This is a genomic window from Paenibacillus oralis, from assembly GCF_003863965.1.
GTDB classification, from domain to species: Bacteria; Bacillota; Bacilli; order Paenibacillales; family Paenibacillaceae; genus Fontibacillus; species Fontibacillus oralis.
Map to the genome: position 1 here is coordinate 7,053,728 of NZ_RRCN01000001.1, position 26,961 is coordinate 7,080,688.

General features: G+C 52.7%; 31 protein-coding genes. 6 read left to right on the plus strand and 25 right to left on the minus strand.

All coding sequences use genetic code 11. From position 1 onward, the window contains the following. The first annotated feature begins 103 nt into the window (after positions 1 to 103). Positions 104 to 223, plus strand: a complete 120-nt coding sequence (locus EHV15_RS37700; RefSeq protein WP_342774074.1) for a putative holin-like toxin — start codon at positions 104 to 106, stop codon at positions 221 to 223. Positions 224 to 443: 220 nt separating this feature from the next. Here EHV15_RS37700 and EHV15_RS31385 read toward each other — a convergent pair whose 3' ends face one another. The 20 genes from EHV15_RS31385 to EHV15_RS31475 form a co-directional block, all read right to left on the minus strand. After that, the gene (locus EHV15_RS31385) at positions 444 to 1,964 is read right to left on the minus strand and encodes a hypothetical protein (RefSeq protein ID WP_128634716.1); all 1,521 of its coding nucleotides are present in this window, start codon (positions 1,962 to 1,964) and stop codon (positions 444 to 446) included. A gap of 105 nt (positions 1,965 to 2,069) precedes the next feature. Further along, positions 2,070 to 2,348 (minus strand): holin, encoded by a 279-nt coding sequence (locus tag EHV15_RS31390; protein ID WP_178076002.1) that lies wholly within the window; start codon positions 2,346 to 2,348, stop codon positions 2,070 to 2,072. A gap of 17 nt (positions 2,349 to 2,365) precedes the next feature. Beyond that, entirely contained in the window at positions 2,366 to 3,313 is a 948-nt protein-coding gene (locus tag EHV15_RS31395) for a peptidoglycan recognition protein family protein (RefSeq protein WP_246062012.1), read from the minus strand. A 14-nt stretch (positions 3,314 to 3,327) separates the two neighbouring features. Then, positions 3,328 to 3,615, minus strand: a complete 288-nt coding sequence (locus tag EHV15_RS31400; RefSeq protein ID WP_128634718.1) for a hypothetical protein — start codon at positions 3,613 to 3,615, stop codon at positions 3,328 to 3,330. Between the two features lie 76 nt (positions 3,616 to 3,691). After that, positions 3,692 to 3,802 carry a CD1375 family protein gene (locus EHV15_RS37960; RefSeq protein WP_281281693.1) on the minus strand — a complete coding sequence of 37 codons (111 nt, stop codon included), beginning with the start codon at positions 3,800 to 3,802 and terminating at the stop codon, positions 3,692 to 3,694. After that, positions 3,795 to 4,388 carry a hypothetical protein gene (locus EHV15_RS31405; protein WP_128634719.1) on the minus strand — a complete coding sequence of 198 codons (594 nt, stop codon included), beginning with the start codon at positions 4,386 to 4,388 and terminating at the stop codon, positions 3,795 to 3,797. The genes EHV15_RS37960 and EHV15_RS31405 overlap by 8 nt, the downstream gene beginning before the upstream one ends. A gap of 12 nt (positions 4,389 to 4,400) precedes the next feature. Next, on the minus strand, positions 4,401 to 7,007 hold the full coding sequence (locus tag EHV15_RS31410; RefSeq protein WP_128634720.1) for a hypothetical protein: 2,607 nt from the start codon (positions 7,005 to 7,007) through the stop codon (positions 4,401 to 4,403). Continuing rightward, complete coding sequence (locus EHV15_RS31415; RefSeq protein WP_246062014.1) at positions 7,007 to 7,534, minus strand: YmfQ family protein; 528 nt, start codon at positions 7,532 to 7,534, stop codon at positions 7,007 to 7,009. The genes EHV15_RS31410 and EHV15_RS31415 overlap by 1 nt, the downstream gene beginning before the upstream one ends. A 136-nt stretch (positions 7,535 to 7,670) precedes the next feature. Continuing rightward, positions 7,671 to 8,789, minus strand: a complete 1,119-nt coding sequence (locus EHV15_RS31420) for a baseplate J/gp47 family protein (RefSeq protein ID WP_128635643.1) — start codon at positions 8,787 to 8,789, stop codon at positions 7,671 to 7,673. Next, the gene (locus EHV15_RS31425) at positions 8,789 to 9,250 is read right to left on the minus strand and encodes a DUF2634 domain-containing protein (protein WP_128634722.1); all 462 of its coding nucleotides are present in this window, start codon (positions 9,248 to 9,250) and stop codon (positions 8,789 to 8,791) included. The genes EHV15_RS31420 and EHV15_RS31425 overlap by 1 nt, the downstream gene beginning before the upstream one ends. Further along, entirely contained in the window at positions 9,243 to 9,644 is a 402-nt protein-coding gene (locus EHV15_RS31430; RefSeq protein WP_128634723.1) for a hypothetical protein, read from the minus strand. Before EHV15_RS31430 ends, EHV15_RS31425 begins: the two co-directional genes overlap by 8 nt. Continuing rightward, positions 9,634 to 10,635 (minus strand): XkdQ/YqbQ family protein, encoded by a 1,002-nt coding sequence (locus tag EHV15_RS31435; protein WP_128634724.1) that lies wholly within the window; start codon positions 10,633 to 10,635, stop codon positions 9,634 to 9,636. Before EHV15_RS31435 ends, EHV15_RS31430 begins: the two co-directional genes overlap by 11 nt. Further along, positions 10,632 to 11,267 carry a LysM peptidoglycan-binding domain-containing protein gene (locus tag EHV15_RS31440; protein WP_128634725.1) on the minus strand — a complete coding sequence of 212 codons (636 nt, stop codon included), beginning with the start codon at positions 11,265 to 11,267 and terminating at the stop codon, positions 10,632 to 10,634. Before EHV15_RS31440 ends, EHV15_RS31435 begins: the two co-directional genes overlap by 4 nt. Before the next feature lie 16 nt (positions 11,268 to 11,283). Then, the gene (locus EHV15_RS31445; protein WP_128634726.1) at positions 11,284 to 13,158 is read right to left on the minus strand and encodes a tape measure protein; all 1,875 of its coding nucleotides are present in this window, start codon (positions 13,156 to 13,158) and stop codon (positions 11,284 to 11,286) included. Positions 13,159 to 13,366: 208 nt separating this feature from the next. After that, positions 13,367 to 13,831 carry a phage tail assembly chaperone gene (locus EHV15_RS31450; protein WP_128634727.1) on the minus strand — a complete coding sequence of 155 codons (465 nt, stop codon included), beginning with the start codon at positions 13,829 to 13,831 and terminating at the stop codon, positions 13,367 to 13,369. A 43-nt stretch (positions 13,832 to 13,874) separates the two neighbouring features. Further along, a complete protein-coding gene (locus EHV15_RS31455) occupies positions 13,875 to 14,291 on the minus strand; it encodes a phage tail tube protein (RefSeq protein ID WP_128634728.1) in 417 nt (138 codons plus the stop codon). A 22-nt stretch (positions 14,292 to 14,313) separates the two neighbouring features. Next, the gene (locus EHV15_RS31460; protein WP_128634729.1) at positions 14,314 to 15,771 is read right to left on the minus strand and encodes a phage tail sheath family protein; all 1,458 of its coding nucleotides are present in this window, start codon (positions 15,769 to 15,771) and stop codon (positions 14,314 to 14,316) included. 2 nt (positions 15,772 to 15,773) lie between these two features. Then, positions 15,774 to 16,079 (minus strand): YqzN/YkzM domain-containing protein, encoded by a 306-nt coding sequence (locus EHV15_RS31465; protein WP_128634730.1) that lies wholly within the window; start codon positions 16,077 to 16,079, stop codon positions 15,774 to 15,776. 5 nt (positions 16,080 to 16,084) lie between these two features. After that, a complete protein-coding gene (locus tag EHV15_RS37705) occupies positions 16,085 to 16,981 on the minus strand; it encodes a hypothetical protein (protein WP_246061846.1) in 897 nt (298 codons plus the stop codon). A gap of 1,228 nt (positions 16,982 to 18,209) precedes the next feature. Continuing rightward, positions 18,210 to 18,704 (minus strand): ArpU family phage packaging/lysis transcriptional regulator, encoded by a 495-nt coding sequence (locus EHV15_RS31475; protein ID WP_128634731.1) that lies wholly within the window; start codon positions 18,702 to 18,704, stop codon positions 18,210 to 18,212. A 520-nt stretch (positions 18,705 to 19,224) separates the two neighbouring features. Between EHV15_RS31475 and EHV15_RS31480 the strand changes: the two genes are divergently transcribed. The 3 genes from EHV15_RS31480 (at position 19,225) to EHV15_RS31490 (ending at position 20,692) form a co-directional block, all read left to right on the plus strand. Then, complete coding sequence (locus tag EHV15_RS31480; RefSeq protein ID WP_128634732.1) at positions 19,225 to 19,584, plus strand: helix-turn-helix domain-containing protein; 360 nt, start codon at positions 19,225 to 19,227, stop codon at positions 19,582 to 19,584. Positions 19,585 to 19,714: 130 nt separating this feature from the next. Further along, positions 19,715 to 20,314, plus strand: a complete 600-nt coding sequence (locus EHV15_RS31485) for an ImmA/IrrE family metallo-endopeptidase (protein ID WP_128634733.1) — start codon at positions 19,715 to 19,717, stop codon at positions 20,312 to 20,314. Positions 20,315 to 20,317: 3 nt separating this feature from the next. Next, entirely contained in the window at positions 20,318 to 20,692 is a 375-nt protein-coding gene (locus EHV15_RS31490) for a hypothetical protein (RefSeq protein WP_128634734.1), read from the plus strand. On the opposite strand, the gene EHV15_RS31495 is transcribed toward EHV15_RS31490, so the two are convergent. Both EHV15_RS31495 and EHV15_RS31500 read right to left on the minus strand, forming a co-directional pair. Continuing rightward, a complete protein-coding gene (locus EHV15_RS31495) occupies positions 20,689 to 21,864 on the minus strand; it encodes an oxalate decarboxylase family bicupin (RefSeq protein WP_128634735.1) in 1,176 nt (391 codons plus the stop codon). The genes EHV15_RS31490 and EHV15_RS31495 overlap by 4 nt on opposite strands. Positions 21,865 to 21,963: 99 nt before the next feature. Next, a complete protein-coding gene (locus tag EHV15_RS31500; protein ID WP_128634736.1) occupies positions 21,964 to 22,665 on the minus strand; it encodes a YceI family protein in 702 nt (233 codons plus the stop codon). Between the two features lie 183 nt (positions 22,666 to 22,848). On the opposite strand from EHV15_RS31500, the gene EHV15_RS31505 reads away from it, so the two are divergent. Together EHV15_RS31505 and EHV15_RS31510 are read left to right on the plus strand one after the other, a co-directional pair. Continuing rightward, complete coding sequence (locus EHV15_RS31505; RefSeq protein WP_128634737.1) at positions 22,849 to 23,532, plus strand: response regulator transcription factor; 684 nt, start codon at positions 22,849 to 22,851, stop codon at positions 23,530 to 23,532. Further along, positions 23,517 to 25,016, plus strand: coding sequence for a HAMP domain-containing sensor histidine kinase (locus EHV15_RS31510; RefSeq protein WP_128634738.1), 1,500 nt, complete (start codon positions 23,517 to 23,519; stop codon positions 25,014 to 25,016). The genes EHV15_RS31505 and EHV15_RS31510 overlap by 16 nt, the downstream gene beginning before the upstream one ends. A 299-nt stretch (positions 25,017 to 25,315) precedes the next feature. Here the strand turns inward: EHV15_RS31510 and EHV15_RS38120 are convergent, their stop codons facing one another. The 3 genes from EHV15_RS38120 to EHV15_RS38130 are packed head-to-tail and all read right to left on the minus strand — an operon-like array spanning position 25,316 to position 26,857. Continuing rightward, positions 25,316 to 25,723, minus strand: coding sequence for a hypothetical protein (locus EHV15_RS38120; protein WP_342774075.1), 408 nt, complete (start codon positions 25,721 to 25,723; stop codon positions 25,316 to 25,318). A gap of 8 nt (positions 25,724 to 25,731) precedes the next feature. Further along, complete coding sequence (locus tag EHV15_RS38125; RefSeq protein WP_342774076.1) at positions 25,732 to 26,556, minus strand: hypothetical protein; 825 nt, start codon at positions 26,554 to 26,556, stop codon at positions 25,732 to 25,734. After that, positions 26,549 to 26,857, minus strand: a complete 309-nt coding sequence (locus tag EHV15_RS38130) for a hypothetical protein (protein WP_342774077.1) — start codon at positions 26,855 to 26,857, stop codon at positions 26,549 to 26,551. The genes EHV15_RS38125 and EHV15_RS38130 overlap by 8 nt, the downstream gene beginning before the upstream one ends. Between the last annotated feature and the right edge of the window lie 104 nt (positions 26,858 to 26,961).

Consider the following 26,961-nt stretch of genomic DNA (forward strand, 5'->3'; position numbering starts at 1 on the left):
TTTCTATTATCCTCTCTCTGTAGCTTTCCAATTTGTGGTATAATACCCCTAACAACAGAATGGCTGAGATGGGTGGTCGGCTAGTCTCCCTTGAAGGGAGGTGATGCCTGTGGAGGTTAAGGACGTACTGTCTTTAATGATTCAATTCGGAGCGTTTTTAATAGCGCTGATCGGTTTGGTCATTACGATAGTTGCTACGTTAAACCAAAACAAAAAGAAATAGACCGCCCGTGCTAGGAGATGGTCTATTTCTTTACCATTGACTACAGCTGACTGCTCTTCAAAGCGGCTGTTGCCAGAGTGAAGATGTGCGCATCTTCACTCTTTATTTTATGCAGTTTCATTTGATTTCATTCTAACATAGTAAAAAACGTATTGACAATATTAGAAAACATGATTTAATCATTTTTTTACAAATAAAGCATACTTCGCCGATAACTCTTTTAAATACGAGTTATAATTAAATAATTAGTACTTCCACTTAACAAAGTTGTTTCGTAAGTAGATAACATTCTTAAATCAATTTTAAATCCTGCATTAACCTTCACTTCTATTGAACCAGATACTGATCCTCCCCCTGAAATAGGACTCGTTCGATCATCAAGAAAAGCCCAAGGTGTCCCTCCCGTTGGATTGTTCGTATTTAAAAATAATGCTAGTTGAAGTCTATTTCCAACTTGTTGAACGCCAGTCATCTGCAACGAAGTAATTCTGTAATATCCGGTATGTTTTGCAACCCATTGATAATTGACACTATCAAATTCTCCAAGTTCATCAAAGGAGATCACATCTAATTTTACCCTTGTCCATATACCGTCTGTTATATGTTGAGTTGACCCAACCTGAGTTTTCGTTCTAGTTAATCCCATTACGGTTTTGCCGTTCTCATTATACTGCTCAACTATAATAGAGGCTCTTCCCGTACCATTCTGGTCATGATACTTTCCATCAGAATAAGGAACGGTATTAGCTAGCTTAACATATACATCTTGAATTGAAGATCCGCCTGAAAAGCTAACTAATTTTTTTAAATTACTTAGGTAACCACCTACCTCGTCAATCACTGTTGACTTGCCTTTTACAACATCTACAAAATAGTTCAGTTGTGGTACTGTTTCGTTGATTTTTGCACCAATAGCTAAAGTGCTTGAACGAATTACGATATTTCTACATTCTGAATTTGCGCCTAGTCTAATATATGCAGGAATTGTTGCTCCATAGTTCCCTGTTGATTCATACCAGTTTCCATCGAGTAACATCGAAAAGCATCCATTTAACTCTATTGGATAAGTAGTTGCAGAACCTTCCTTAACAAATTGACAATTTAAGATTCTTCCTCCCGTACAATTAACCATTGTAATTGTATTATCGTTACCAAAAGTATATAGCCCATCGCCTAGAAATTGATCACTTTTTTCTTCCAGATAAATTGCACACTTATTATAAAAAAGTTGGAGATTGTTGAATCTATTTATATCACTCTGAGTACCCCATATTCCATACTCAAAGTGCTCAATTTGAGTATCAACCAGATTTATTCCTCCCCCTCTCCAATCTCTTATTCCATATGTGCCAACTCCATACCATCCATTATAAGCATTCACAGCGAAGGGATTCCTTAGAGAGCCTCTGTTTGATCCCTTATAGATTAAGGAAATCTGTCTAAGAGTGAATCCTTGCTGACCAGAGAAGCTGGGAGTAGTCTCATCGCCCAGACAAATAAACTCACCTTCTCCATAAAACTCAAGTATTGTAGCATTTTCTTCTTTTCTTCCATTTCTATGGCCAATAAACTCCACAGCCCGATTGTTTATTTGTATTTTTCTATCAACTCTAATGGGCCCTTTTGGAAAAATAAATTTAGTATTACCTGAAGCAAGTGCTAGTTCAATATTTGCAGATTGATCTTGTCCATTTGATACTACACCGTATTGAGACATGTATACACCTAATGTATCATCCATATGTAACCCCCTTATAAAATATAAAAAGAAATAGGCCACCCCAGAGGTAGGTGACGGCCTATTTCCTGGAACCGTTAACTACAGCCAACCGTTCTTACAAAGCGGTTACTTGTCCTTCGTCGTTCCCGGACGGTTATTGCCAAGCTCAAACAACCCGGTTGCCGATAAGCCGGCCAAGCCGCCTGCCCACAATCGCAATACCAGGTCCAAGTCGGTAAAAGGATACGCCGCCGCACCGATCAACACGCCGATGATCACACCGATGAACGGCACCCAATTTTTCGGCAGGTTTATCGTTGTTTTGACGAGCTGTACGACAGCTAAAACAAATACAGATAAGACCGAAGCAAAGGCTAGGACATTGGTCAAAATTTCATTTTGCATTCTTATCGTCTCCTTTCCTATTCCTCGGGAATCCCCGCCGCCCGCCGCAGGTAATTCGCCAAATTGTGAAAATGCTGAGCCCGCGGGTCGTTTCCTTCGGCTTTCGCTTTAAACCATGCGGGGGAGAGCCAGCGGAAAATGATTTCCTGGGCGTTGCTTTTGGGAAGCCGGGTGAGCGGTTTTGCGGCCGCATCGTTTGCAAGCGGGATTCCGGCAGCTAAACGCAGATTGTTCGCCAGGTTATGAAAATGGGTTTTGCCGACTTCATCGTTTTTCCGTTGGGACGCAAACCATGCCGGGGATACGTAGTTGTCGATCAGCGCTTGTGCAATGTAGGCCGGCAATGGAGTGAAACTTCCGTTAGCGTTGGTGTTTGGATTCGAACCTGCGGATCTGGTGGACTTTATTTCAGCGGATACGTCATCCAGCAAATTTATTAAAGTTTTGCTGCCGGTGGCCAAAGCCTGCTCACAATCGCTCCTCCGCGCCGGATCCAGCTGTTTGTGGGTGGGAATAAAGGTGTAAGGATTTTTGTTCCACTTGTCGCAGCAAAAAGCCAAATACCAAACGTATCTGTTGTACGCTTCGGTAAAGTTGATTTTCCCGCCGTAACACAGTTCAATGCCCAGCGCGGCGTCGTTGGCGTCGTAGCCAAAAGTGTCGTTGTCGGTGGTCACATCATACCGCACATGCCAAGCCTTTTCCGCTGGATCGGATCCGGTGCCGGTCGGAATGATTTCTAAAATTTTCGTATCGTCAATAAAAACGTGGGCCGAGGCCGAGCGGTCGGTTTGCGAGTTAAAATAGCTGTAGTGGTTGTCCGCCGTAGCCCCCGGATTACCTGTGTCGTGTGCCACAAAAAACTCCGGCGTTCCTGTCTTCAGCCTCGTGCCGGGTCTTACGTTTGCTCGTTTTGCAATGTAACGGCGCTCTATATTATATTTACTAGCGTCCAAAACTATCACCTCCATGATACAATCTATTCTTCCAACCGGTCGATCCGCTTGTGCGCTTGCTTGGTCGATTCCTCGACGCGCGTCAGCCGCTCGGAAAATGCCTCGAACCGCTGCCCCTGCAGCTTTTGTTCGATTTTCATGTCGTCCACGCCGCGCTTGATGTATTCGACGTCGGCGCGCTGCACCGCCTCCAGCTCCGCGGCCTCTTCCGCTTCCTGCCGCATCGCCTTTGCGCGCCCCGCCCACCCTAAAGCAATACCGCTCAGCGCGGCCAGAACGGACGTAATCGCCGTGATTGCTGTTATATCCATAAATTCACCTTCTTTTCAATCTTTAAAGTAGAAAATAATAATCCCCCGGAAGTTCCAGGGGATCATCAAAGACGCCTTAATTGGCGTCAGCTTCCAATAACTTTTGTACTTGCTCTTTCCAGTGCAACGGCACATCATCGATCGATTTGAGTTCTTTTTTGATCAAATCATAGTAAATTTTAGCCAACCTTTTCACCTCCTCTTCCGGCGGCAATCATTTCAGCCAACTCCGTGAGGGCGAGTTGTATTTTCGTCTTGTCGGCTTCGCTTGCTTCGGCCAGTTCGGCGATCGCAAGTTTTAGTTCCGTGTTTATTGCTTGCAAGCGCTCCAGTTCGGTTGGTTCTTGCGGTGGATCCATGGCTTCGATTTGTTCTCGGGCCAGACCCTCGGTCCAAAGCTGCTTCGGCTGCTCCGGCGGTGTATAAGTCGGAATCTCCCCACGCTTGTCTTCCGGCAAGGCGGACCATTCGGCATAGGCTTTTTGGTACGCCTCTTGCGCAATGGTAACCGCATCCTGGTGCGCCAGCCACGACGCCAGATCAAAGCGTGGCAAATACAGGCCCGGCGGAATAGGCACTCCGATAATATACCCGGCGGGCTGCGGCCGCGTTTCCTCCACCGGGTGCTCATTTTCACTGGCAACAACTTCAAATGGTAATTCCCCCGGCGCTGGCACATCGGCATAAAAAGGGACGATACCGGAAAAGGTATCGTCCGTGATTGTATCCTCTAAGTAAAGGCCATCAAGACTAATTTTAGGTACTACTTTCATGTGAACGCCTCCTTATTGCTCGACTAAAAATGGCGGTAGGAATAGAGAGAGAAACCCGTTATACCAAATACGATTTAGTGAAACAACGCCACCAGGGGAAACATTCACTAAAGCTGGGTAAACTCCATCCCCATCAGAACAAGCTGCATCCAGCATAACGTATTTTTTAGGCCTGTATCCGATAGGTAATCTAAAAATAACGGTCCCAGCAACAATCGAACCGCCTGTAATCATCCCCCGTAAATGTACATAACCTTGAGAGTCCTTTGTAAATTCAGCCGTTGGATATGTGGTTGCGTCGTATGCTACCCACCCATTAAGTAGTGTCGGCGCAATCCACCCAGGAGCATCCTCCTCCGCTTTCTTCTGCTCGACCACGGAGACACGCTGCAACGCTTCGGCCACGCCTGCCGTCAGGTCGCTGAACTGCGCCTTTTCGTTTGCGGCCAGCATGCCAGTAATCGGCTGGATCGGTGATTTATCTTTCTTGATGTATGTGACTGAATAGGCGGCGGTTGGGTCGAAGTCTGATGACAAAAATCTGATGTGCTGTTTGCCGTATGCGTTAGTATCATTTTCGATCTTTGCAAAATTATCAGCCCGGTCGTTACGGTAAACCCGCAATGTGAGAGACACCCTGTTCTTCAATAGACTTCCACTTACTGCGGTATTGTTAATATAGTAGTTTCCGTTGGGTGAATAGTACATAGGCTTCGCCAGCTCCCGCAGCACAATCCCCGTACCAACTTCAACCATGTTGTCGCCTTCGGATAGCAGTAAAGCGCCTTCGGATACAACGGGCTCGACGGTTTCTTTGGCAAGGCGATAAAGGAGTTGGTAGGGTGTATATCCTTGATCATTCGATTCCGTCGGCAAAGTGTCCACTCCGCTTCCCATTATCATCCCGTTTCCATCAGGCGCTCCAATACCACAATATATTTTCCCCCAACCTTTTTTCCCTGTTCCGTTGTAAAGTTGATCAGATGCGCCCCAAGTATACATCTTCCAGCCCATAAAATACGCCTTAATCTCGTCTTGAGACGGAAAATAGTCCGGCCCCCATCCACTGTCTGTATTAGCAATGGAGACATGGATACCGTTTAGATACATTAAGCTTTGATCAGATCCAGTATAAGAGGCGGTTGTTCTATTTATTAGAAGTGCGCCGGTGTATTTGGTTACATAGGTGATGTAGTCTACAGCCGAGATTGTCCCGTCGCGAACAAAAACAGGCTTATAGCTGGAAGTAACGTGCCCTGTATCAACGTTCCAACTCAATGATCCATCCAACACAACCTTTTTCCACTTCGCCAGTTTAAAATATTGCCCTTCTTTTTCAAACAATACATCAGCTTCCCAACCGCCTACGGAATTTGCATGTAATTCAGTTTGAAAAGCGAGCATAGATTTTTGTTGCGGCTTGAATGGTTTGGGCCCGGAACCAATAACGAGAATTGGTTTTTTAAATCTGTACGTTCCAGCTACATTAGCGGATATAAAAATACGTAGTTTATTTGTTTTTAAACTCGTAGTAAACGTTATTGTCTCATTTCCTCTGGTGACCGTGTTGCTAATTAATAACTCCGTATCCCCTTCGTACTCCGCCGCATTAACAAAACCTTCGCCATTATTCCCGGAAATGGATTCGCAGCTCATTGTGTAAGTGGTGCTAGGAATAGCAGGGATATCCACATAATAGGAATTGTAAGCTGTTGCTAAGGTTATTTCAGATTCGTATGGATCAATAATTCTTAAAGACGCACCGCTTGCTGAATACTCATAAAAAGGCGGCAGCAGATTTTCCCCATACCCAATAGCATAAGGACCGTCTACACCATGAATACCGGAAGAGACAAAAGGATATTTTTCAGCAACTTGTTCCGCCTTCATTCCATCCAATACCGCGTATTCGTCTGAAGAAATTTCAAATATCCTTAATGCATCAGCATTTCCGCCCGTTCCCGGATTGCCAACAAATACAGCTCCGAAATACACGATTTTCGATCCTGAGAAGGCATTTTTCGGAATTCGAATAAAAACAGTTTTGAAGTTACTCCCTGTTGATGTTATTTGCTCTGAAGATATTTCAGACGAAGGGTTATTCAGCTCAATCATTCGTATCCTTGCTTCTACTCCGCTCGGGACCTTTAATTCCCCAACCGCAACGTACATTTTATCCGGATCGTATGGAAACTCACGGTACATATCGACATATTGGTCCGTATCTCCTATAGTCGCTTTAATACTGGCTATCCCTTCTACATTATTAGCTGTATCGAGAGAGAGACGTCCCGTATTGGGCCACGATTGGAGTGAGTCACAACTTCCCGCATTCCCCAACAAATTTATCAGCGTCCGCCCCCGCACCTCCCCAAGCCGAAATCGCGCATCCTTTGGCGAGTTGACTACCTGCAACCCTGGCTGCAACGTTACCGGCTTAGTATCTGCGGTATCAAAACGTTCTTTGAACTCGTTAAGGCTCTCCCCTACATTGCCAGCAAAAGCGTCTACTTTATCCGCGTTTTGATCTACGTATTTTTCCAGATCGAAATAGGTGGTTTCCGGCGATGTTCGGTCAATTTTGTTCAGTCCAAGATTTGGCGTTATAGGATTTGCCACTATGCTCCCCCTCCTAAAAATTTGTCTTGTGTGGTGGATTCTATCTGAGCGATGGTCATGGCCTCAACTTCAGCGATGGTCAGGTACCTAAAGCGATAGTCCACGACCATATGGGCAGGTTTGATTTCCTCAATCACTGCCTTCAGATCGTTGAGATTCTGAGGGACGCCGATCGTGTCAAGGAATTTAACCGTAAAGCTCCACTTGTCTGGCTGAAAAATCACATCCACCGCGCCGCGATCATACGCCTCCGCCACATTCTTCACTAACCGCCCCGAAAACTTCCCGCTGCCCCGCAGCTTGGACTCGACGACGGCGCGTCGCTGGTCGAGCGGCTTACTAGGATCGGTCTCGATGCCGAGCTCGCTCTCCCAGCGCTCAAGGCCCCAGGTGGCCGTCCGCACAAAAAACTGCTCCAGCGTTTCGTCCAACGCCTCGAATAGCCGATCCAGTTCAACGCCTTTGGCATTCATATCCACCTGCATGACCCGGGAGTTTTCGTAATAACTCGGCAGATAGGAAAACATTTCGCGCCCCCGCGGGCTCGTACGCAAAGGTTTACTTATACTTGCCGGCCATGGCTCGCCCGCACTTCTCGGCAAAGCTCCACTCTTATCCGCCAGCAAAGGTTCGCCCATGCTCCTCATGTCCGTTAGCATATGCTCACTCATACACTTCCACCGTCCCCAGCACCGCGACCTGCCCCGGGTAAATCTCCAAATTGGTATCCGCGTTCCCGTTCACCGTCAACTCGGCGTAGTCGATGATCGGCGGAATGTCGAGCAGAATCGCCGCAATCCGGGTAAACCGCACCAACGGATCGGCAAAGGCCAACTGCTTCAAGTAAGCGCGCACACCATCCTCGATACGCTTTCGCACCTCGTTCAGCGTCGCCCCGCTCGCTAACGTCAACTTCACCCGGATGTCGATCGGCACTTCATCGGCCGCCATCACCGTGACGATCGGGCCTGCCGGCGCCATGCCTTCTCCCTGTCCATCCTGAGTCGGATCAATGTAGGCCTGCGCCGCCGCGACGATTTCCCCGTTGGCTGCACGCTTTTCCGTGTCCAGCAAATAAATCCCCACCGTTCCGGGCCCCTTCCACAACGGCTCCACCTGCACCCCGCCAACGCCGGGCACCTCTCCGGCCCATTTCATATACTGCGCTTTGTTGCCACTCGTCCCCTGGTTTCGCACCTGGGAATAAAAACGTTCCAACAGCAGCTCATCCGACTCGGTATCGGCGCCGCCCCGGGTCTCTTCCGGGTTTGTCACCGCCGTGACGCCGCTCACCGGAGTTGCGATAATCTCGATCACGCCCGCCGGCACGTTGCCCGCTTGCCCGGCAACAACAGCCCGAATCGTGGCACTTCCCCCACCGTTATCATCCAGGGTTACCGCCATCGTCGTCTCGTATTCGATCGACGCTTCCGCCGTAACCTCGTCGGCCGGCGTCGCCACGATCGTTCCCGCCGGAACCGTCCTCCCGGGCGTCCCGGTAAACCTGACCACGCCCGCCGCCGCCACGGCCGGCCGCCGGGTCACCCCATGCTCCGCGGCCCGTAAATCGAGGTACTCCCCGTACGTCGTGCTTGCGAACCCGCGCTCCAGCACCTGCCGGGCCCACACCGCCGCCTCCGCCAGCATAAAAGCCGCCGGGGCTTCGGCGTCCCAAATAAAAGAACCCTCGGATTTATCGATATCCGAAGGCACCCGAGCCAGCATCCGCTCCATAATTTGTTCTTCCGTTTGATCCTGCAAATAAAGCGGCAGTTCCGCCATCATGTCACACTCCCTTCCGCGATAATCTCTTCCTCCCGGACATTTTTCACCCGGCAGCTAAACCGGCATCCATCGTCCTGCCACGAAAAAGCAAAATCCCCCACGCTTAAAGTACGGGGATCCACCATCAGCGTCTCCGTCGCGATCCGCTCGATCTCGCTTTCCTGGACGGCGCGGCTGTAGCCTTTGCCGATCAGTTCTTCGAATTCTTGACCGTACGACCGCGAATAAATCAGATGCCGGTAGCGCGGCGTGCGGATTGCTTTTTCACACCACACCACCCAAGCGGCGGTGTCGTCGGCCCGGGCGATTTTTCGCGTGGGCGTCATCACGAATTCCCCGGCGTCGAAATCAAACCGCCAGCTTCGCCCAAAAGCCACCTCATCATTCGTCGTTTCCAGCGTTTCCCCCTCGGCAGAGGACCACAAATCCACCACCGCTTCCGGAAAAAGATTAGCCATTCCCGCTCACCACCCTGCAAATGACGATCGCATCATTCCCGCCATTAATCGGCAGCGCCAGCACCCGGTCGCCCGGCTGGTACCGCAACGTGAGCAGCGCTTTTTCGGTTTCCGAAGGCTCGAACGAAAAGTTCCCCTGTCCCGACACGGCGCCATCCCTGCTGTCCTTCAATCCGTCAACGGTACCTGTCAACTTAACATCAGGCAGTTTCAACGTCCCCGGAAATTCCGCAACCAAATAATCCTGGATTTCATGTTTGAAGCTATCCAGCTTCAGTCCCGATCCCGTAATGGTTCCCAACTCGGCCGAAACGCCCGCCAAAGCTTCCGCCGTTTTTCTAACGGCATTTTCCCGCAGCGAAACAGCCAATGCCGCATATGGATCAGTTGTCAAGAAAATACCTCCTTTTCACGTCGGCCTCCGTCGCCAGCTCCAGCGTCATATGACCAGGCTCGCCTAGCTCATGGGACACCGACGTCACGATCAGATTCAATCCGTTAAAATTCACCTTATCTCCGGCGCGAACCGTGTTCAAATCCACACAGGTGACGCTAAAGGTCTGTCCCAGACCCATCAGCATGGATTCGGCGAATTTTTTGGCTGCGCTGGCGGTTTTGACGTTTTCGTCCTGAACAATCCGCTGCAGTACACCGTATTTGGCGGTCTCCCCGTTCGCTACGGCCAGCACCTTGGATGGCGCATTTTCCTTCTGATCCTCGGTCCCGATAACCTTCACCCTTGTGACCGAGCCTTCCAGTGTGCGGTTTTGCGTCGCTTCCTCCAACTGCTCCAGCACCCAGACCGTTTTGTTGCTGCCGATTTGAAAAAACGTGAGCCCGGCAGGCGTCATCCGCGGAATGTACATATTGCCCCCAGCCTTAACCGTCTCTTTTAGATCGGACATGATCATGCTGTAGAGCGTCTGCGGCCGGTAGACGGCTTTTTTCAGTTTCGTTTTCGTGTCGGGCACCGAATCGAGCTTGATGTTCCAGTCCGCAGCGTATTTTCGCAGGCGTTGGCTGGCCGTTCCTCCGGCCGGAAAAAGGCACTCATCCTCCGATTTGGCCAAATATATCGTCCGGTCGTAAACCGTCACCGTCATGTGTTTCGTCTGCTTGATCGAGCTTGTGCATTCCCAGACGACGCCGGGGTGGAGCAAGTACACCATGCTTTTACCGCCAGCGCCTGAAGCGCCGCCATCCCCGCTAAACGGTACTCCACTGATGCGGATTTCCTGCCCCGGTTCAATGCCGGGAAAAGACGCCGGAATTTTCAGCTGTATCGTCCCCTGGTAAGAAATCTGGTCCAGCGAATCCTTCAGCGTGATCCCTTCCACCAGTTCGCGCAAATAATATTTGTTCTGCAGCACCACTTCGTAACTCACTGCGGCATCACCAGCTTTTGACCGGGCTTGATTTTGTTCGGGTCCTTGCCGATCGTTTTCTGATTCGCTTTGTAAATCTGCTGCCACTTCGAGCTGTCGCCAAGCTCCAGTTTAGCGATTTTGGTCAGCGTGTCGCCGGATTTGACGACGTAGGTTTTCGCCGGCTTTTTCGTATCCGGACGGGTCGATTTTTTAGCCGAAGCCCCAGCCGAAGCAGCCGTATGGACCTTCATCTCCCGCCAGGTGCGGGCGGTCAGGTCAAAGTATACGTCCCCCGGTTCCCCGCCTTTAAAGCTGCTGTTATGCGCAGCAATCATAACCAGCACATTCACCGCCGTTCCGGAAATAATCAGCCGCACTGGCGATTTGCTGTTCATCATCGTGGTCAGCTGATTCATCGCCTCCTGCGGGTCGGGGAGATTTTCATAATTGCAGTATCCCGGATCATAGACCGCCGGAAAAAAAGAAGAGAAGGCGATCTCTTTCACCTTCTCACCAGCCGGGAAATCGTATTCCCCCAGCGACAAAATATTGACCGTCTCCAGCGCCTTCCCGCGGGAAATCGAAATTTCGTCCGGATTCACCGGAAAATAAAAGTCATTGCCCGCTCCGTCAATCAAATGGATTTCCATCTTCCTCATCGCCCCCTTACTTCAGATTTTGCATGGCGAACCTGACCTCATTGGCGATTCTCAAGCCCGCCGCCTTAGCAAGTTCGTCATAATTGATCTCGTCTTTGTTGACGGTGAGGTTGAGAGCGCCTTGGGATAGGGAGACGTTGATTTGAAACGGCGTGGAGTTTTGTTTTTGCACCCCTTCATTCCGCCCATTTCCGAAACGTCTGTAGGTTCTAAGCCCGTTAGTATCAGGAATTGAAGCAGCTTGCGGAGACATCGCCTGATTTGAAGCGCTTTGTGATAAGGAAGCTGCCGGAGTGTTCATCGCTTTGCTCGCACTTGACGAAGCTTTATTTTTCTTGGAGAAAAATGTATCGTGCAAAAATCCTCCGACTTTGTTCCCCAAAAAATCACCGGCGATCGATCCCAGGGTTGCGCCGATAACCGTACCTGCCCCAGGAATGACGGAACCGATCATTCCTCCGACGACGCCCCCTGCCGCCGATAAGACAGCCGAACCCGTCGCTTTAAAACGATCTTTCTTCGAATCCGCAGATGCTATCGCGGCCGCATCTCCCACAAGCCCGAGAGGACCGGGCAAATTTTTGCCGATGAACTTCGCCCCTTTTCCAAGCCAGCCTGCACCCTTCATGAGCGATGATAGTCCATTTCCGCTAATTAAGCTCTTTCCTACATCCATTAATTTGGGCACCTTACCGCCGATCAAGCTTTTCCCCTTATCCATGAGCTTCGGGCCATTTTCAGCGATCCAATTTTTACTCGTATTAATGATCTTTGAGCCGCTTTCTCCCACCCGGGAGGCCCCTTTCTTTATGGAAGAGATTCCTTTTCCAGCCAGGTTCTTGGCGCCTTCCAGTAGTCCGGGACCTTTTTCGGTGAGTAGATCGATACCCGTATTCATTAGCAGGCCCAATCCCATTTGTCCTATAGAACCTCTCCCCAAAGCTCTTCTGCCGGCTGAACCGCCGACTCTTCCCGTTCTTCTCCCAAAGTCCGTTCTTGAGCCTGAACTGTTCTGATTATTGCCTCTCACCCTTCTTCCTGTGTTTCCCTGGGCATTGGTCCCCCTTCTCCCGCCGGAGTTTCTTCCACCGGAATTTCTTCCGCCATTGCCGCATTTACAAATACATATGCAGGTACATTTTTCTTTTTTGGAGTCGTCCTTTTTGCCGATGATTTTATCGATCAGCCCTTTTAAGCCATCCTTGGCGTAGTCCTTAGCCGTATCCTCGCCGATGCTTTTAACAAAATCTACGGCTCCTTTCAAAATCCCTTCACTTTTCTTGTCGTTTTCCGACGCCTTGTTTCCCTCTGCCGGGCTTGCCTTACCCAACTTCTCGCCTATCCGGTTTGTGGTATTGCCTGATGTCGCAGGATTGCCTGCCCCGCTCGCCTTTACCGCATCCCCCAACCCCAGCGCCTGCATCATAACATTCTTCAATCCACCGCCAAGCGCGCTGGCGATCGACGCGGAGATGCGCTGCATCGTGCTTTTGCCGTCGGAGCTTATCCATTTCGTAAAAGAATCCCCGACCGCGGTCTCCCAGTCGACTCCGGCGACTGAAACGCGCCAGCGGGGGGCGCTGAGCGCCGCAAGCGTGGCGTAAAGCTTCACCGCCGATTTGGACGCGCGGTCGTCGAGCTGGACGGTCGGTTTGACCGTGGTGCGGTGCAGCCGCGTCAGCGTGTCGCCGATTTTACGGGCGGCCGAGGAGAAGCGGTCGTCCAGCTTGACGGCGGGTTTGATTCGCGTTTTGCCCAAAAGCCCGGCGCGGCGTTGGGTTTGCTGCAGCAGCTTATCCAAGGAGCGCAGCTTTTTTTGCGTTTTGTCGATGTCGCGGTTATCGATCTCGATATCGAGCTCGTAGATCTCTTTGTCGGCCATTCGTTACCTCCTTTCTCCGTACTTCGCCTGCCTGCCCGGAAGCGGGAAAACCGGGAGCCGGGAGACGCTCACTGCATCTCCAGCTCCCGCTCCGCAAACGCTCTAAGCAGCAGACGCTCTCCTTTGGGGAGCGACCAGTATTCCCCGGGGCGCAGATGATGCCGTGTCCACAAATGGAACAGCAGCGTCGTCGTGCCGCCGGAGCCGATCAGTTTTTTAGGTCATCGATGTCGACCCCAAAGCCGGAAATCTCCAGCACTTTATCGCCAACGGCGTCCAGTTCCCCGGCCAGCAGCAGGCGGCGCACCGCTTCTTCCCCGCCGGACAGCTTCAGCCGGCTGATCAGGCGGTCGTCGCCCCAGCCGCTCAGCTTCAAGCTTTGCGTTTCCCGGCTGTCCTCGCCCTTCTTAACCACCTCGAGCGAGGCGGTCGCTTCCTTGATCAACGCGGCGTTAAACAGCTCGCTGTCGATTTTTTCCGTGACCTGGCCTTTCGTCGTCTTGCGGATCGTGCACCGCTCCCGGATCGCGTCCACCTTGCTGGATGTCAGTCCCCGCAAAGTCACGCGCAAACCCAGCCGTCCGATAAAAACGGTCTCCTCCGGCAAATTCGCCGCCGTCTCAAAAAGACCGTCCAAAATTTCCTGCTCATTCAACAGCCCGTCCTGACTCAAAATGGTTCCTCCTTCTTTTTCGTAACTGGTCTATTAACCCAAATTAAGACCCCACGATCGGGTCCAGCAGCTCGTATGATTCGAACGTAAACGGCGTTTCCTCGGTGACTTCTTCGCCGGCCGTCCAGTTGGCCAGTTGGATTTTGTCCACCATGCAGTTGTTCAGCTGAACCCGCTCGAAGCCGTAAGCTTCCGGGTCGTCCAGCTTATGGATGATCGAAAACTTCTGGAATCCCCGCGCGATCATATCGGACGTCACTTTGTAGCCGCTCATCGTGCCGGTTCCCTTTTTGCGCCCCAGTTTGTAAACGGTATAGTCGGTGCCGACGAGATTCAGCTCCTTTTTCTCCGCCTCAACGTTCGCCTCCAGGTGATTCAAATTCGACTGCCATTGGCCTTCGATAAAAATTTGCCCGTACGTACCCATAATAACGCGGCCGGGATCAAGAAATTGTGCCATAGATAAGCTCTCCCCTCAAAAATTATTGCACGTAAAACGTGCCGAAAATTTGTTCCATCACATCGGTGTCGTCCGCTTTCCACGCCAGGAAAACCTGATCGTCCTCAGGGACAAACTGCGGCGCGCTGCCGTAAAAACGCGGATCAAGCGTGACGTCAAAACCCGTCGCCTCAATGACGCTCTCCGCGGCCAACGTCTGCAAATACTGCTTCCCGGCGCCGATCAGGGCCAGCCGGCCTTCCTCGGTGTTGTTCACCTTGCCGATGTAATAGTCCTCGGCGGTGCGCTGCAAATCGGCGTTGATCTGGTCGATGACGCGGATTTTGCGGATTTTTTTCCAGCCTCTGTTCTGGCCTTGGCGTGGAGAAATCAAGCTGTTCACGCCGCGCAGCACCTTCACCCTGCGGCCGTCATGGACGAGCAGGAAAACGCCGCCCTGCACCGCCTGCTCTTGTTCGGAGCGGGTCCAGCGCCGCGTAACATCGTCGAAAGGCGAAGCCGCATACGTCGTCGATTCCTTGAGCGACTGACCGGCGATCAGCCCGGCAACCCAAGCGGCGATCTGCGCGGAACTGTATTCTTTGCCGTTCAGAACCGCACCGGTGCCGACGTTGACGATGCCCTCATAATCAATGACGGCGCTGCGCGCGATCGCTTTGCTCACCGCGTCGGCTCCGGTATCGTCGGCCGCCGAGCCGCCCAGCACCGCGAGGACGCCTTTGCCCTCTTCACGGACGCGTTTCACCCAAGCTACGATGCTTGTGCGGAGTGCCGGGTCGGAAACACCGTCAAGCGTCAGCACGTGGAAATCCTGCGTTTCAAAAGCGGCGATGGTCGCCACATAATTGGCGTTCGTGACCCCGGAAATGCCGCTTTCTCCGCCGGTCAAAGCCGCGCCGGACACATCGGCCAGCGTGCCTTCGCCAGCCACCTCCGCCGTAATCCAGAGGTTGGCCGTGTCCGCGTTGATCGCGTCCGCCGCAAGCTCGGCCGATCCGCTGCCCAGCGCAAACGTCCGCAGCAGCGTCGAACCTTCATACAGCTTCAATTCCTTGCTGCCGGAAACAGACAGGCTCGGTTGAACCGTAACTTTGAAGCTGTTGCCGCGTTTGCCCGGGTACTTGGCCTTGAGCAAAAGCGAAGCGGTACCTTCCGCATTGTTCAGCGTCAGCGACGCCTCCGCCGACGTGCTGTCGGCGATCCGGTAGGCGAGCAGCTTCTTTGGTCCGCCCAACAGAGCGAGGTACAGCGTCGTCAACGCGGTCGCCCCATCGGATTCATCCTCCCCGAACAGCTCCCGGATCGCCGCTTCATTCGCTACCTCCGCGAATTGTTCCACCGGCCCCCAGTGGGCTTTAACCGGAGCAACGACAACGCCGCGCGCTCCCGACCCAATCGCGGTCCCCGCCGCGCTCACAAAATTCATATACAGTCCCGGCAAAACCGGCTGATCCGTTAAACTCCATGTTCCTCCTGCCATTTTTACAGCACCTTCTTCCCCAAAAATTGTTTGACGAGCCGCTTGGCTTCATCCACTTGCATCTCTACTTGCATCATCTCTTTGCCAGTTCCGGTTCCGGCTCCGGCTCCAGCCACAGCTCCGGCCAGCACCTCCGGCTTGACCCCCAGCAGCGTTTCGGACGCCGCCATCAGTTCATGAAGCGGATAACTGTTAACTGTAGCTCCAGCTTCTACGACTTTCGCAGCGGCTGCTTCCTGAGCTGCCTTCATCTGTGCTGCCTTCGTTTGTACTGCCTTCGTGGCCGTCGTTCCTTTTTTCCCTGCCAATTGCCTCACCTCATATTGGATTGATAATGGACGTATTGCATGAGCGGCGCTTCCTCCGCCGGTTTGGCGGTACGCCGGATCAGCGAAACGGTCAGCGGCCCCACCGCCGCCGTCGTCCCCGTTGCCGCCCCGGTTCCCGAGCCGGCCGCCGGCACGCTCCCCCTTGGCTCGCCGATGCGTAGAAACGTCCGTTCCGCGCGGTCCAGCGGGATTTTCACCGCAGCGCCCAACGCCTCAAGCAACTTCAACATGCCCGCGTGCTCCCGGTCGGCATCCTCCGCCCGGAAAAACGCGGTCATCCGCTTTTCGATCTCATAGGATGACGGACCAAGCGTCCGCACGTCCATGCCGATCATTTGCCACAGCACTGCGGGCGTTGCATGGTCAGGCGGCCAAGCGCCGCAGAACGCCGACCATTCCGGGCCAAGCGTCTGCTTCGTCCAGTCGGCTAACGCCGTAAGCCACGAATCGCCGGTAATCTGCACCGGCTGCGCGACAGGCTGCGGCGACAGCAGCGCGATCTGCACCCCACGCTTCACCGCTCCACGTGTTTCGTCAATGACGTCCCCTGAGCTCGGCATCCCCATATACAAACCAGCCCAAAGCTCTCCACTTTCCGCCTGCAACAGCTGCTTGTCGAGCGCATTGATGACGAGTTCGCCCAGTCGATCCACTTCCTCCGGGACAGCCGCGGATACATAGAGATCGATTTCATTTAAAAGCCTGAGCCCTTTCCAAGGGCTGCCCGCACTGTCCCCGCCGCCCGGCCGCACAACCGCAAAAGGCAGCGTGCTTCCCGCTTGGGCCGGAGGAGGCGAATCGTATATTTCCTTCAACTCCGGCACGGATTCCAGCAGTTTGCCGCGAATTACGCTTACTGCATCTCTAGCAATGATGCTCACCTCCTTTCCAGGTGAATCTCATTGATCACGCAGCGCGGAAGGCTGCAAAACTGTCTGGTTCCTTCAAAACGTCCCCAAATGCAGTCCCGGCAGCGTTCCGGCTGAGCCCAGACCTGCGCCGAAGCCTTTATCGGCGGGCTATTGCTCTTTTTCCGCACACGCATCCTTCCTTCCAAAACAAAAACCGCTGATGACTCAGCGGCTTTCGCAAAATTTTATAGTCGGGATCAGGTGTCCCTGATTTCCACACTACCAATTTATCACGGATAAACCCAAGCGAACGGACAAGCAACGGACAAGCAACGGACAAGCGGCGGACATTCACCGGACAGCTAACGGACAAGTGTGTGAAAAGCGCATAGGAAAGGTATAGTACCGGGAAAAATTTCTGCAAAAACCACGCTGCCTGAGAAACTCCGGCATAAAACTCAGGCGTAAAAAATAAGTGCAAAAAATGTCCTTATTCCAGCCACATCCATCCATTTGAGAGAAATAGGGGAAATTTATGCCGCTATTTTCCCTCCTCGCAAGAAAATGCCCATGTTCCGGACTATTCTTTGGAAAATAAGTACATAAAATGTCGCTAATGGAGATGAACCTGCTAGGTTCCGGAATATAAGCACATAAAGTGCCGCTATTTTTGAAGGCCGGCGGTGAGCCAACGGCCAGCCCACGTCGAGCCGACGGTCAGCCAACAGCCCCAGCTACGGCCGGCCCGCAATCAGCCAACGCTGGCTGGTCCGGCAGCCGGCTGTCATGCATCAATTTCTAGGCTGCACCCTTTTTTGCCGCTATTTGCGCCTCCCACAAAAAAACTCAGGCAACGTGCTCCCTCTCATCTGAAAAATAAGAAAGAACGCCTGACGGCGTCCTTTAATGGCTCTGACTTCTACTTTGGAGCAATTGGAGGCTCTTCCTAAACTTTTCCTAAACTTTGGACGCTGCTCTAACGGACACCAGCGACCTTATCCGCCGATTTCCCGGGTATTTCCCAGCCTAACGGACACAGGCGACCCTATTTCGCTCTAAACCCGTTCATCCAGGGCAATTTGAGGTAAATAACGTCATCTGTGTCCGTTACATTTTGCAAACCTCCGTTTTTTCGAAAATAACGGCTCTGGTGTCCCTTAGCCCCCACGTCCATCTTCTCCTCCCCTCTCCACCTGCGCATCGCCCTCTACCATGCCCAAAATTTTATAATTTCTATAAGGTTAAAAAAAGGCCGGCATCAGCCGACCTCGTGTTTCGTTTTTTTCGCCTCTTCCTGCTCCTCATAGACCTCCAGCCTCATCGCCGCCGCTAATATGCGGATGGCGCTGGCTTTGATCCGCCGGTAGGTCCGGTCGCTGATGCCCATTTCCCCGCAGCTGATAAAATCATATTCCCCTTCCGGGCTGAGATAGCTGCGCTCGATCACTTCCCGCTGATCCGCCGACAGTTTCTCCATCGCCATGTCGAGCAGTTCCGATTTTCGAATCAGCTCCGCTTCCTTGTCGGCATTCCGGATCGCCAGGTGCTCGGTTGGTTTGCTGACCTGATAGGTAGCGCCATGATACCGGGGTTCGTATCCGGGCGTAATCATCGCCTCCTGCCGGATCATTCCGATTTGCCGGAACTGCCTCACTTCCTCCAGCCGTTTTTCCACCGCCAACCGGGTGGCTGCCTCATCGACCGGCACCGAACTAAAAAATGTAGTATATACATGAATCCGTCTTCTTCCCATTAGAAGCCCTCCTGTCCATTATGCTAAAATGAATGCCGCGGTTCTCGGATCTATAAAAACGGGTTCTAAATCATTGCCATTTTGGTAACTCTAAACAACCTCTGCTTGTCCGCTGCCGTTTCGCATACCTCCTTCTCATCTATTTTCCCTCCTCAATTTTACCAATTTGGTAAGTTGTATCCTAATTATAGATTACCATTTTGGTAATGTCAATATATTAAATTGCCACTTCGGTAATTTTGTGATCACCTTAATTTTTCCATTTATTATATAGACGAACATATAGCAAAAAATGTTACTTTAGGTATACCTCCCAAAATAAGCTGCTTTAACTGATTTACCCAATTCCTCTTATAATTGCTATCGGACAAGGTAAAAGGGGGACGGAATTCACATTAAAGTTAAAGCGCAGGGGGCGGTTAATTTTGCCAATTCGTCATCCCATCCAAAAACATCTTTTCTTATTTACCATTTTGTCAATTTGTGATATACTGGATTAAACGGCGAAAGAGGAGTATGTATGCAAACGCTAGGCGAGCGGATCAAAATCTTAAGAGAACAAAATAACCTTACGCAAAAAGACCTGGCTGCCAAAGCGGAAATGTCGGTCGCGCAGCTGTCCAGATACGAAACGAACGACCGTAAGCCCGATCCGGAATCACTGCGGAAGATTGTTGACGCCCTGGATACGAACGCCGACTATTTGCTGGGCCGTACGCAGGACCCGTCCCCTTCCGGGGAGAAAGGGACCAATATGTCTTTTTTTGGCGGTCCCGAAGCGTATACGGCCGATGAAATCGCCATGATGGAAGCTGCCTTAAAAGCATACCGTGAGCAGAAAAAGAAACTGCTGGGCGGAGATGGAGATGAACAGAAGTAATCAAGAGGAACGCCGAAAGGAATGCCGATCAACATCCGGTTTTTACATAATGCACGTTACGGCCCTGATTGCGGGGCCCTTATTTTGGGCTCCAAACCGAACATACATTCTTATTTGAGGTGGTTTTTGGATGTTATACGCCTATTATCATGAGACCCTTCTGGAGCAGTGGATTAATACGAAATGCCTGAACCATGGGATTAAGAGCCCGGCGGATCTCGACATTGAGCGGGTGGCCGAAGCTTTTGGCGTGGAGCTGGTTTATGGGTCGTACCCATCCTTTTCCGATAACGAAGAGAAAGTGATTTTTCTGAACAAATACAAGGATGCGGCGGAAGCCCGGGTTATTTTTTTCCATGAGTTGTGCCACGTGCTCCGGCATGCCGGGGATCAGCGGCGCATGACCGCGTTGTTCAAAAACGCCCAGGAAAGCGAAGCCGAGCAATTCGTGCTCTACGCCGCCGTGCCGTTTTACATGTTCGCCAGGCTGCCCGTGCCTGACCATCGCGGTGAAGCGATTCCCTATATCGCCGAACAGTTTCAGGTCCCGCTTACGCTGGCCGAGCAGCGGCTGGATCAAATCCAGCGGCGGGTGCTGCACGGCAGCCTAATCGCGGCGGCCCAGGCGGCGAATCGGCGGCAAAAGCAAACGGCCCCAGGATGGTCGAGCGAAACCCAACGGGTGCTTTCCCAACTGGAGCGTCAAATTAAAGGAAATGGAGGAATGTAACGGATGCGGATCGCGGCTTTTTGCGATTTTTACGATGACGCCCCCCGTCCTCTGCAGCTTGTGATCCGGGCCCGGCCCGGGGAGCTCGATTGGACACAAACCATATACATACCTGTTTCCGGTCCGTTTGTACCGTTCGAACCCGAGGATTTTGGCGATCTTCCCGGCGTGTCCGTCCTGCTGGAGGATCTGGTGCTTCCTAAGATGCCGTGGGCGGATGGGGAAACGCTGGATAGTCCGGAACATGCGTCGGTCAAAATCATCGGCATCCTTCTCTCCCAAATTGCCCACAGGCACGGAAATGTGGAAGACACCCAGCAACTGGTGGTCCAGATGGCCGATGTGGAAGAAGTATTGAAATACGAGCGGAATCGCTAATATTTCACCACCGGCCACTTTTCCTTCCGCAGCGAGTCCATCAGCAATGGGCCGGCGTGCAGGTTGCTCTGCACCAGTTCCCTGGGGGTTAAAGCCATCCACTGATTCAAGGAGATGTCCGCAAACCGGTCGCTTTTGAAGATTTCCAAAAACCAGATGCTTTTGTCGCCCGTATTTTGGATGTAATGCCCGAAGGCAAACGGTACATAACCTACATCCCCCGCCCGGACGTTAAACGTGCGCGCCGCTCCGTGTCCGGCAAAAACGGTCATCCGGCCTTGGCCCGACAAATAATATTGCCACTCGTCATTATTCGGGTGCCAATGCAGCTCGCGCATGCCTCCGGGTTCGATTTCAACCAGGGCGGCAGCAACCGTTTTCGATATGGGGAAGTTGGAAGAATCGGCGATGCGGACGCTTCCGCCCGGGGTCTTTATCGGCTTTTGCGCCAACATGCGGTGCTTGAAGCTGACCGGAACTTCGCCGTACGGTGAAGTAATCTTCTGGCTTTCCAGCGGACCGGGGACACGATCCTGATAAATATATACCTGCTCTTTCGGGATATGATCGAACGCTTTGCGGGGAACCCCGAAATTGGCGGCCAGCACTTCTTTGGGCGTATGCGCAAACCAATCCGAAATCGACAGCGTATTCATGTCGGAGAAATGTCCGTCGTCAAACACGAGCAGAAATTCGCATCCCTCTTCCAACCCTTGAATCGAATGGGGGATGCCGGGCGGAAAATACCAGAGGTCCCCCACGCCAATATCGGCGATAAAATTTCTCCCGTTTTGATCCACGGCCGTGATCCGGGCTTTGCCATCGATCATAAACGACCATTCCGCCTGTTGGTGCCAGTGAAGCTCCCGCACCCCGCCCGGCGTCAGCCTCATGTTCACGCCAGCCAGCGTTGTCGCGACGGGAAGCTCGCGTATCGTGATTTCCCGCGACCAGCCTCCGTGATTCAATTGCATGTGCGTGTCGGAAAACGAAAATTTTAAATTAGGAATCAACCCCTGGTCCGTGACCGGAGGAACCAGCATATCCGGATTTTCCAAGTCCCGCATTATGTCCCGGGGACCCGGGTCCGTCGCCCCGCTGCCGTCCGGACGAATGGGCTCTGGAATAGCCACGCCACCGGAACGAGGTTCACCAGGAAAACGGTTCTCCATAAGGATCAATCACTCCTCTGCCGAAAGTACGGCATCATTTTCCTTAATCAATTGATCCTATTCGCCTCGCCGGCCAAATATGTTTGTTTGGCGTGGAATCTATTTCTCAAGCACCAATTCCAACCGGACCGAAATATCGTTTTCCGTTTCCAGGACAACGTTGTGCGGATTTTGCAGGCCGAAATCGGCGAAGGTTACGGTCGTTGTTCCGGACAGTCTCACCTGGTTGTCCTGGTAAAGCGCTTGTCCATCGAACGTAGCCTCTTTGTCGATCCCTTTGACATTCATCGTTCCGGCCATCTTAAAGTCGTAAACTGTCCCTTCCTCCCATTCGGCGGGCAGCCCTTCAAAAGAGGCGGCTGTAAATGTAGCCTGGGGATACTGCGGCACATCAAAAAAGTCCGCGTTTTTAATATGTTCGTCACGCTGGCCGTTCCCGGAGCTGACTTCGCTCATCTCCAAGGCCCCTTCGGCCTTCATGTTTTCGGGCTGGTCCAACTGGATCGTCCAAGTTCCGCTGACCGCGGCATTTTCAAAGTTTACGGTTTCGCGCGAAGTCGTCACGGAAAAATAAACCTTGGAAGCATCGGTCATCTTCCATTCCCCGTTCAACTGGTCGGCGGTTACGGCCGGTTTTTCACCGTTTGACGAAGCATCGGCCACAGCCCCGCTTGCCGGAATGGCTTCCACGATTTCCACCTTGTTCCCCAGGTAACTGTCCATAAACATATAACCGCCTACTCCTATCAATATCACTGCAGCAGCTCCAGCCATGATCCAGTTTCTCGTTTTTTTATTCATTTTTCAGAAAACCTCCTAATCCCTATTTATCACATAAACTACCATTTGAATGTGTCGGGATGATGTCAAACGATTATTCTTCCTTAGATTGGTTCTACATAGTTCTGTTTGGAAAAGCTTGCGGCTGGATTCAGCATGTGGTATTGATGTAAACAACGAGATTTGGAGAAAAAGGAGATTTCCGTGAAGACTATATTAATTATCGAAGACGAGGAAGCTATTTCGCGCGTGCTCGCCGCATACGTAAAAAAAGCGGGCCACCTCCCCGTCAGAGCGGCCACCGGCGCGGAAGCGATGGAGCAATTCGACCGCAAGCCCCCGGACTTGATTCTGCTGGATCTCATGCTGCCCGATTCGGACGGAATGGACCTGCTGACCGCGATCCGAAAAAAGAGCGCCTGCCCCGTCATTATGCTGACAGCGAGGGACGGAATATCGGACCGGCTCAACGGTTTGAACGGAGGGGCCGACGATTACATGGTCAAACCTTTTGTCCCGGAGGAGGTCATCGCCCGGATCAACGCCGTGCTGCGCAGGCCGCCCCATTGGAATGACCACCGCAGTACAAGAATTTACGGCAACCTGCACATCGATTTGGCCGCCAAGCAGGTTCTGGTCAACGGGGCCGAGGTCGCGTTAAATCCCCGCGAGTTGGCTTTGCTGCTTTTCCTGGCGGAGCGGCCCAACCGGACTTTTACCCGTGAACAGTTGATCGAGCAAGTTTGGGGGATGGATTACGACGGGAGCGACCGGGCGGTCGATCTGTCGATTAAGCGGCTGCGCCAGGCGCTGTCGCACTGGTCGGAGAAAGACGGAGAAATCCGCACACTGCGGGGAATGGGGTATCAATTATGGGTCAAAGAATAAAACCTAAACCTAAGCAAATCTCGATCCTGTCTTACTGGACCCTGCGGTATTTTGCCATCTTGTGCCTGGGTCTCGCCATTATCACCGTGGCCGCGGTGTATTGGATCCGGGAAACGGCGAGGGATAGCCGGCTGAAAACGACCGGGCTGCTCGGTCAGGAAATTTCGGAACGGGTCACCTCCCCAAGCGGGGAAATTGCCATTCCTCCCGATTTTGAGCATTTGCTGAAAAGCCGGTTTGTTTATTTTAATCTGGACAAAGACGAGCTTTGTCTGATTATTACCGATGATCAGGGGAAACTCGTGTTCTCCAAGCCGAAAATCAGCGATAAAGATCTAAAGTACAAGCTGACGGACGATCTGGCCGAGTCGCGCGACAGCCGGTTTATGGCGGTGACGACTCCGATCATGAGCGGGGGCGAAAAAAAGGGACAGGTCGCCTTGCTTCAATCCGAGCGCTCGCTGACCTATAGTCCGAACGAGATCATTTTGGTCGTTCTGCTGCTGCTGACGCTCATTTTGTGCGGGTGGATCACGCTTTACGCTTTATCCCGCAAGCTGTCGCGCCCAATTCGCCGGGTGGCCCTGAGCGCCAGGCAGATCGCCGCCGGCTCTTACGACGTCAACCTGGATATCGCCACGCCGGAACGCGAAATCCAGGAGCTGATCGGTTCCTTTAAAGACATGGCCGTTCGCCTTAAGCAGTTGGAAGCGTGGCGGGCTCTGCAGCTCGCCGGCGTAACCCATGAGTTGAAAACCCCGGTCACCTCCATCAAAGGCCTGCTTCTGGCGGTGCGCGAAGGGGTGGTAAACCGGGAGGAAGCCGAGGAATTTTTGGATATCGCCTTGAAGGAATCGGAACGGTTGGAATGGATGGTCGCCGACCTGCTCAACTACAACGCCCTCTCCTCCGGCAGCCTGGAAGTGAAGAGCAGCCCTATTAATGTGAAGCTGCTTATTGAAGAAATCGTTTATCAATGGGGTTTGTTCCATGAGGAAGAGCAGGTCTCTGTGACGATCGAACCCGGCGGGGAGGAGCTTGTCGCCCTCGGGGATGCCCTGCGGATTCAGCAAATCGTGGTGAATCTGCTGAACAACGCCCTGCAAGCGGCGGACGAACGCCCGCTCCGCGTCGAGGTCCGGCTGATCCCGTACGACAGATACTTGGATATCCTCGTCCGCGACAACGGCGGCGGCATACCGGCGGAGGAACAGCCGCATATCTTCGAACAGTTCTACCGCGGGCAAGCCAAGAAGCGGAAAGTACGCGGGCTGGGGCTCGGCTTAACCTACAGCCGGCTGCTTGCCCGCGCCCAAGGCGGCGACCTGCTGCTGGACAGCAGTACGGACGCGGGAAGTGCGTTTATGCTTAAGCTGCGGCGGGAACATCAGGACTTGGAGCAGAAGGACTGGGAGCAAAAACCGAAACGTGCGCACAGCCTTGAGCGGGCGGCGGATACCGGCCGTCAAGCGGTTGAAGTTTGAAGAGCATGTGATTAGAGCGCCAATTCGGGCGGGCATATTCGTGCGGAGCCATATTCATGTGGAGCCATATTCGGGCGTGGCCGGTTCAGGCGAGTCCGTATCCCACGAAATCCACGAAATGCAAAAGTGCATGCGATTTTCGTCGAAATTCCTCGAAACGGGTGGTTCAAATGCGAAAGTGCAGTTCATTTCCGGCCAAAAAGCTCTTTTTTATCGAATAGCCCCAAATCAAATGCACTTTTGCTTTTGAAACCCGCTAACAAGCTGCAAACCTGCAAGCCGCGCTTACCAACAAGCGATTATTCCTGGGCGGGAGACAGCCGCAATTGAAACGTACGGTCATACGGTGTCAGCAGGTTGACCAGCAAAGTCCGGCAATGGGCCGGATAACTTAGGTTGTTGAGTTCTTTCGCTCGGTGCTCATGGCCGCCGCCCTCCAGTTCGATCCAATCGCTTCCCGATCTATACCGGACGGGTCCGTCCTGCCAAAAGAACGTTCCTTCGTCCGCCTGTGCAAGCCCCGGCCCGGATAATGCCCTATTGCTACCGAAGATGAAGGAAACCTGCGTCATCAGCACCTCCGGCAGGTGGCAGCAGAGGCGGAGGCTCCAGCCTTGCCCGGTTTCCGCAAACTCGATCTCCACCTCATGTTTCTGCTCATGGGTGACTTCCCGAAGCTGATGCGGCAGCAAATACCAGGGACTCACCGCTTCCCTCACCGTGGCAGGCAAATTCCGGGCCGGTACGGGGCCATAGTAACCTTTAACTCCTCGGCCCGCAAACGATAACCTTGCCCCCGACGCTCCAGCGTCTGAAATTTGACGAACCCGGGCCCAAAGGAAGTGCCGATCTGCACGCCAAGCAGCCGGACCTCACCATGCCACAGGGCGAAAAACGAATTCGCTTCGGCCATGACGGTCACACTCGTTTTTCCTTCCCGCTGGCGGGCGACCGGAGCGCCAAAATCGGGATGCAGACGGCTGTGATAAATTCGGCCGCCATGTCCGGCCGCCTCCATTGCCTGCAAATAGCGCTCGCGCGGAAAACTCCCGTTAATGATCATTTTGTACCGGTCCGGCAAGGGGCCAGGCTCCACCTGGCGCCGCCGCAGCTCCGGGTAACGCAGATAGCCGATCAGCGCGTTGTTCGGCAGCATGCCGGGTTGCGCCAGCGCCTCACCGGCGAGACCGGCCATCGCCGCAAACAGCGGATCGCGATCGTGCTCCTCCATCAGCTTCAGGATCAGAAAATAACCGCTCAAATCGGATTTGCGGCCGAAATCCTGGCGCCCGGAATAATCCGTAACCACGTCCCCGCCGGGATGGATCAGGTACGCCATCATCCGCAAGTTCCGACGAACCGGCTCCAGCAGCTCGGGGCGGTCCAACAGCTCCGCCGCATAATACAGCACGAGGTCGCTAACCGCGTTGTAAATGCCGTTGCTGCGTTCCGTCCACTTCCCGTCCTCCGTGCAGTCGATGCCTTCCGCAAGCCATCGCTCCCGCTCCTTCAGCTCCGCTCGCCCTGTCAGCTTATACATAAACCCGAGAGCCGAAGCGATGACCCACCGGCGATTCGGGGTATGGCATCCTCCCGTCAGCAAGACGGGAATAGTTCGTTCCAGAAAGCGGCGAATGCAGATTTGTCCACGGCGGCGAAATCGAACCATCGGCATGCTGCGACCGCAGCATGAATTCCGCCGCCAGCTCCAAACGATGCAGCAGTTCTTCACGATGATAAAATCGGGAATCTTCGTTAATGAGAGCAGATGTCCATATGGTCATTTCCTTCGGCGTTCCGCCGTGGCTTGGCCAGGCAATGCCGTTCGCCGGATCGGTCACGCCTCCTTAGAATCGGCTGGCTGTGTCAAGCACTTGACGCTCCATCGCATCTTGTACGAAATCATCGTTCGCTAACACGATTTTTTCATAACTCTCCACATGTT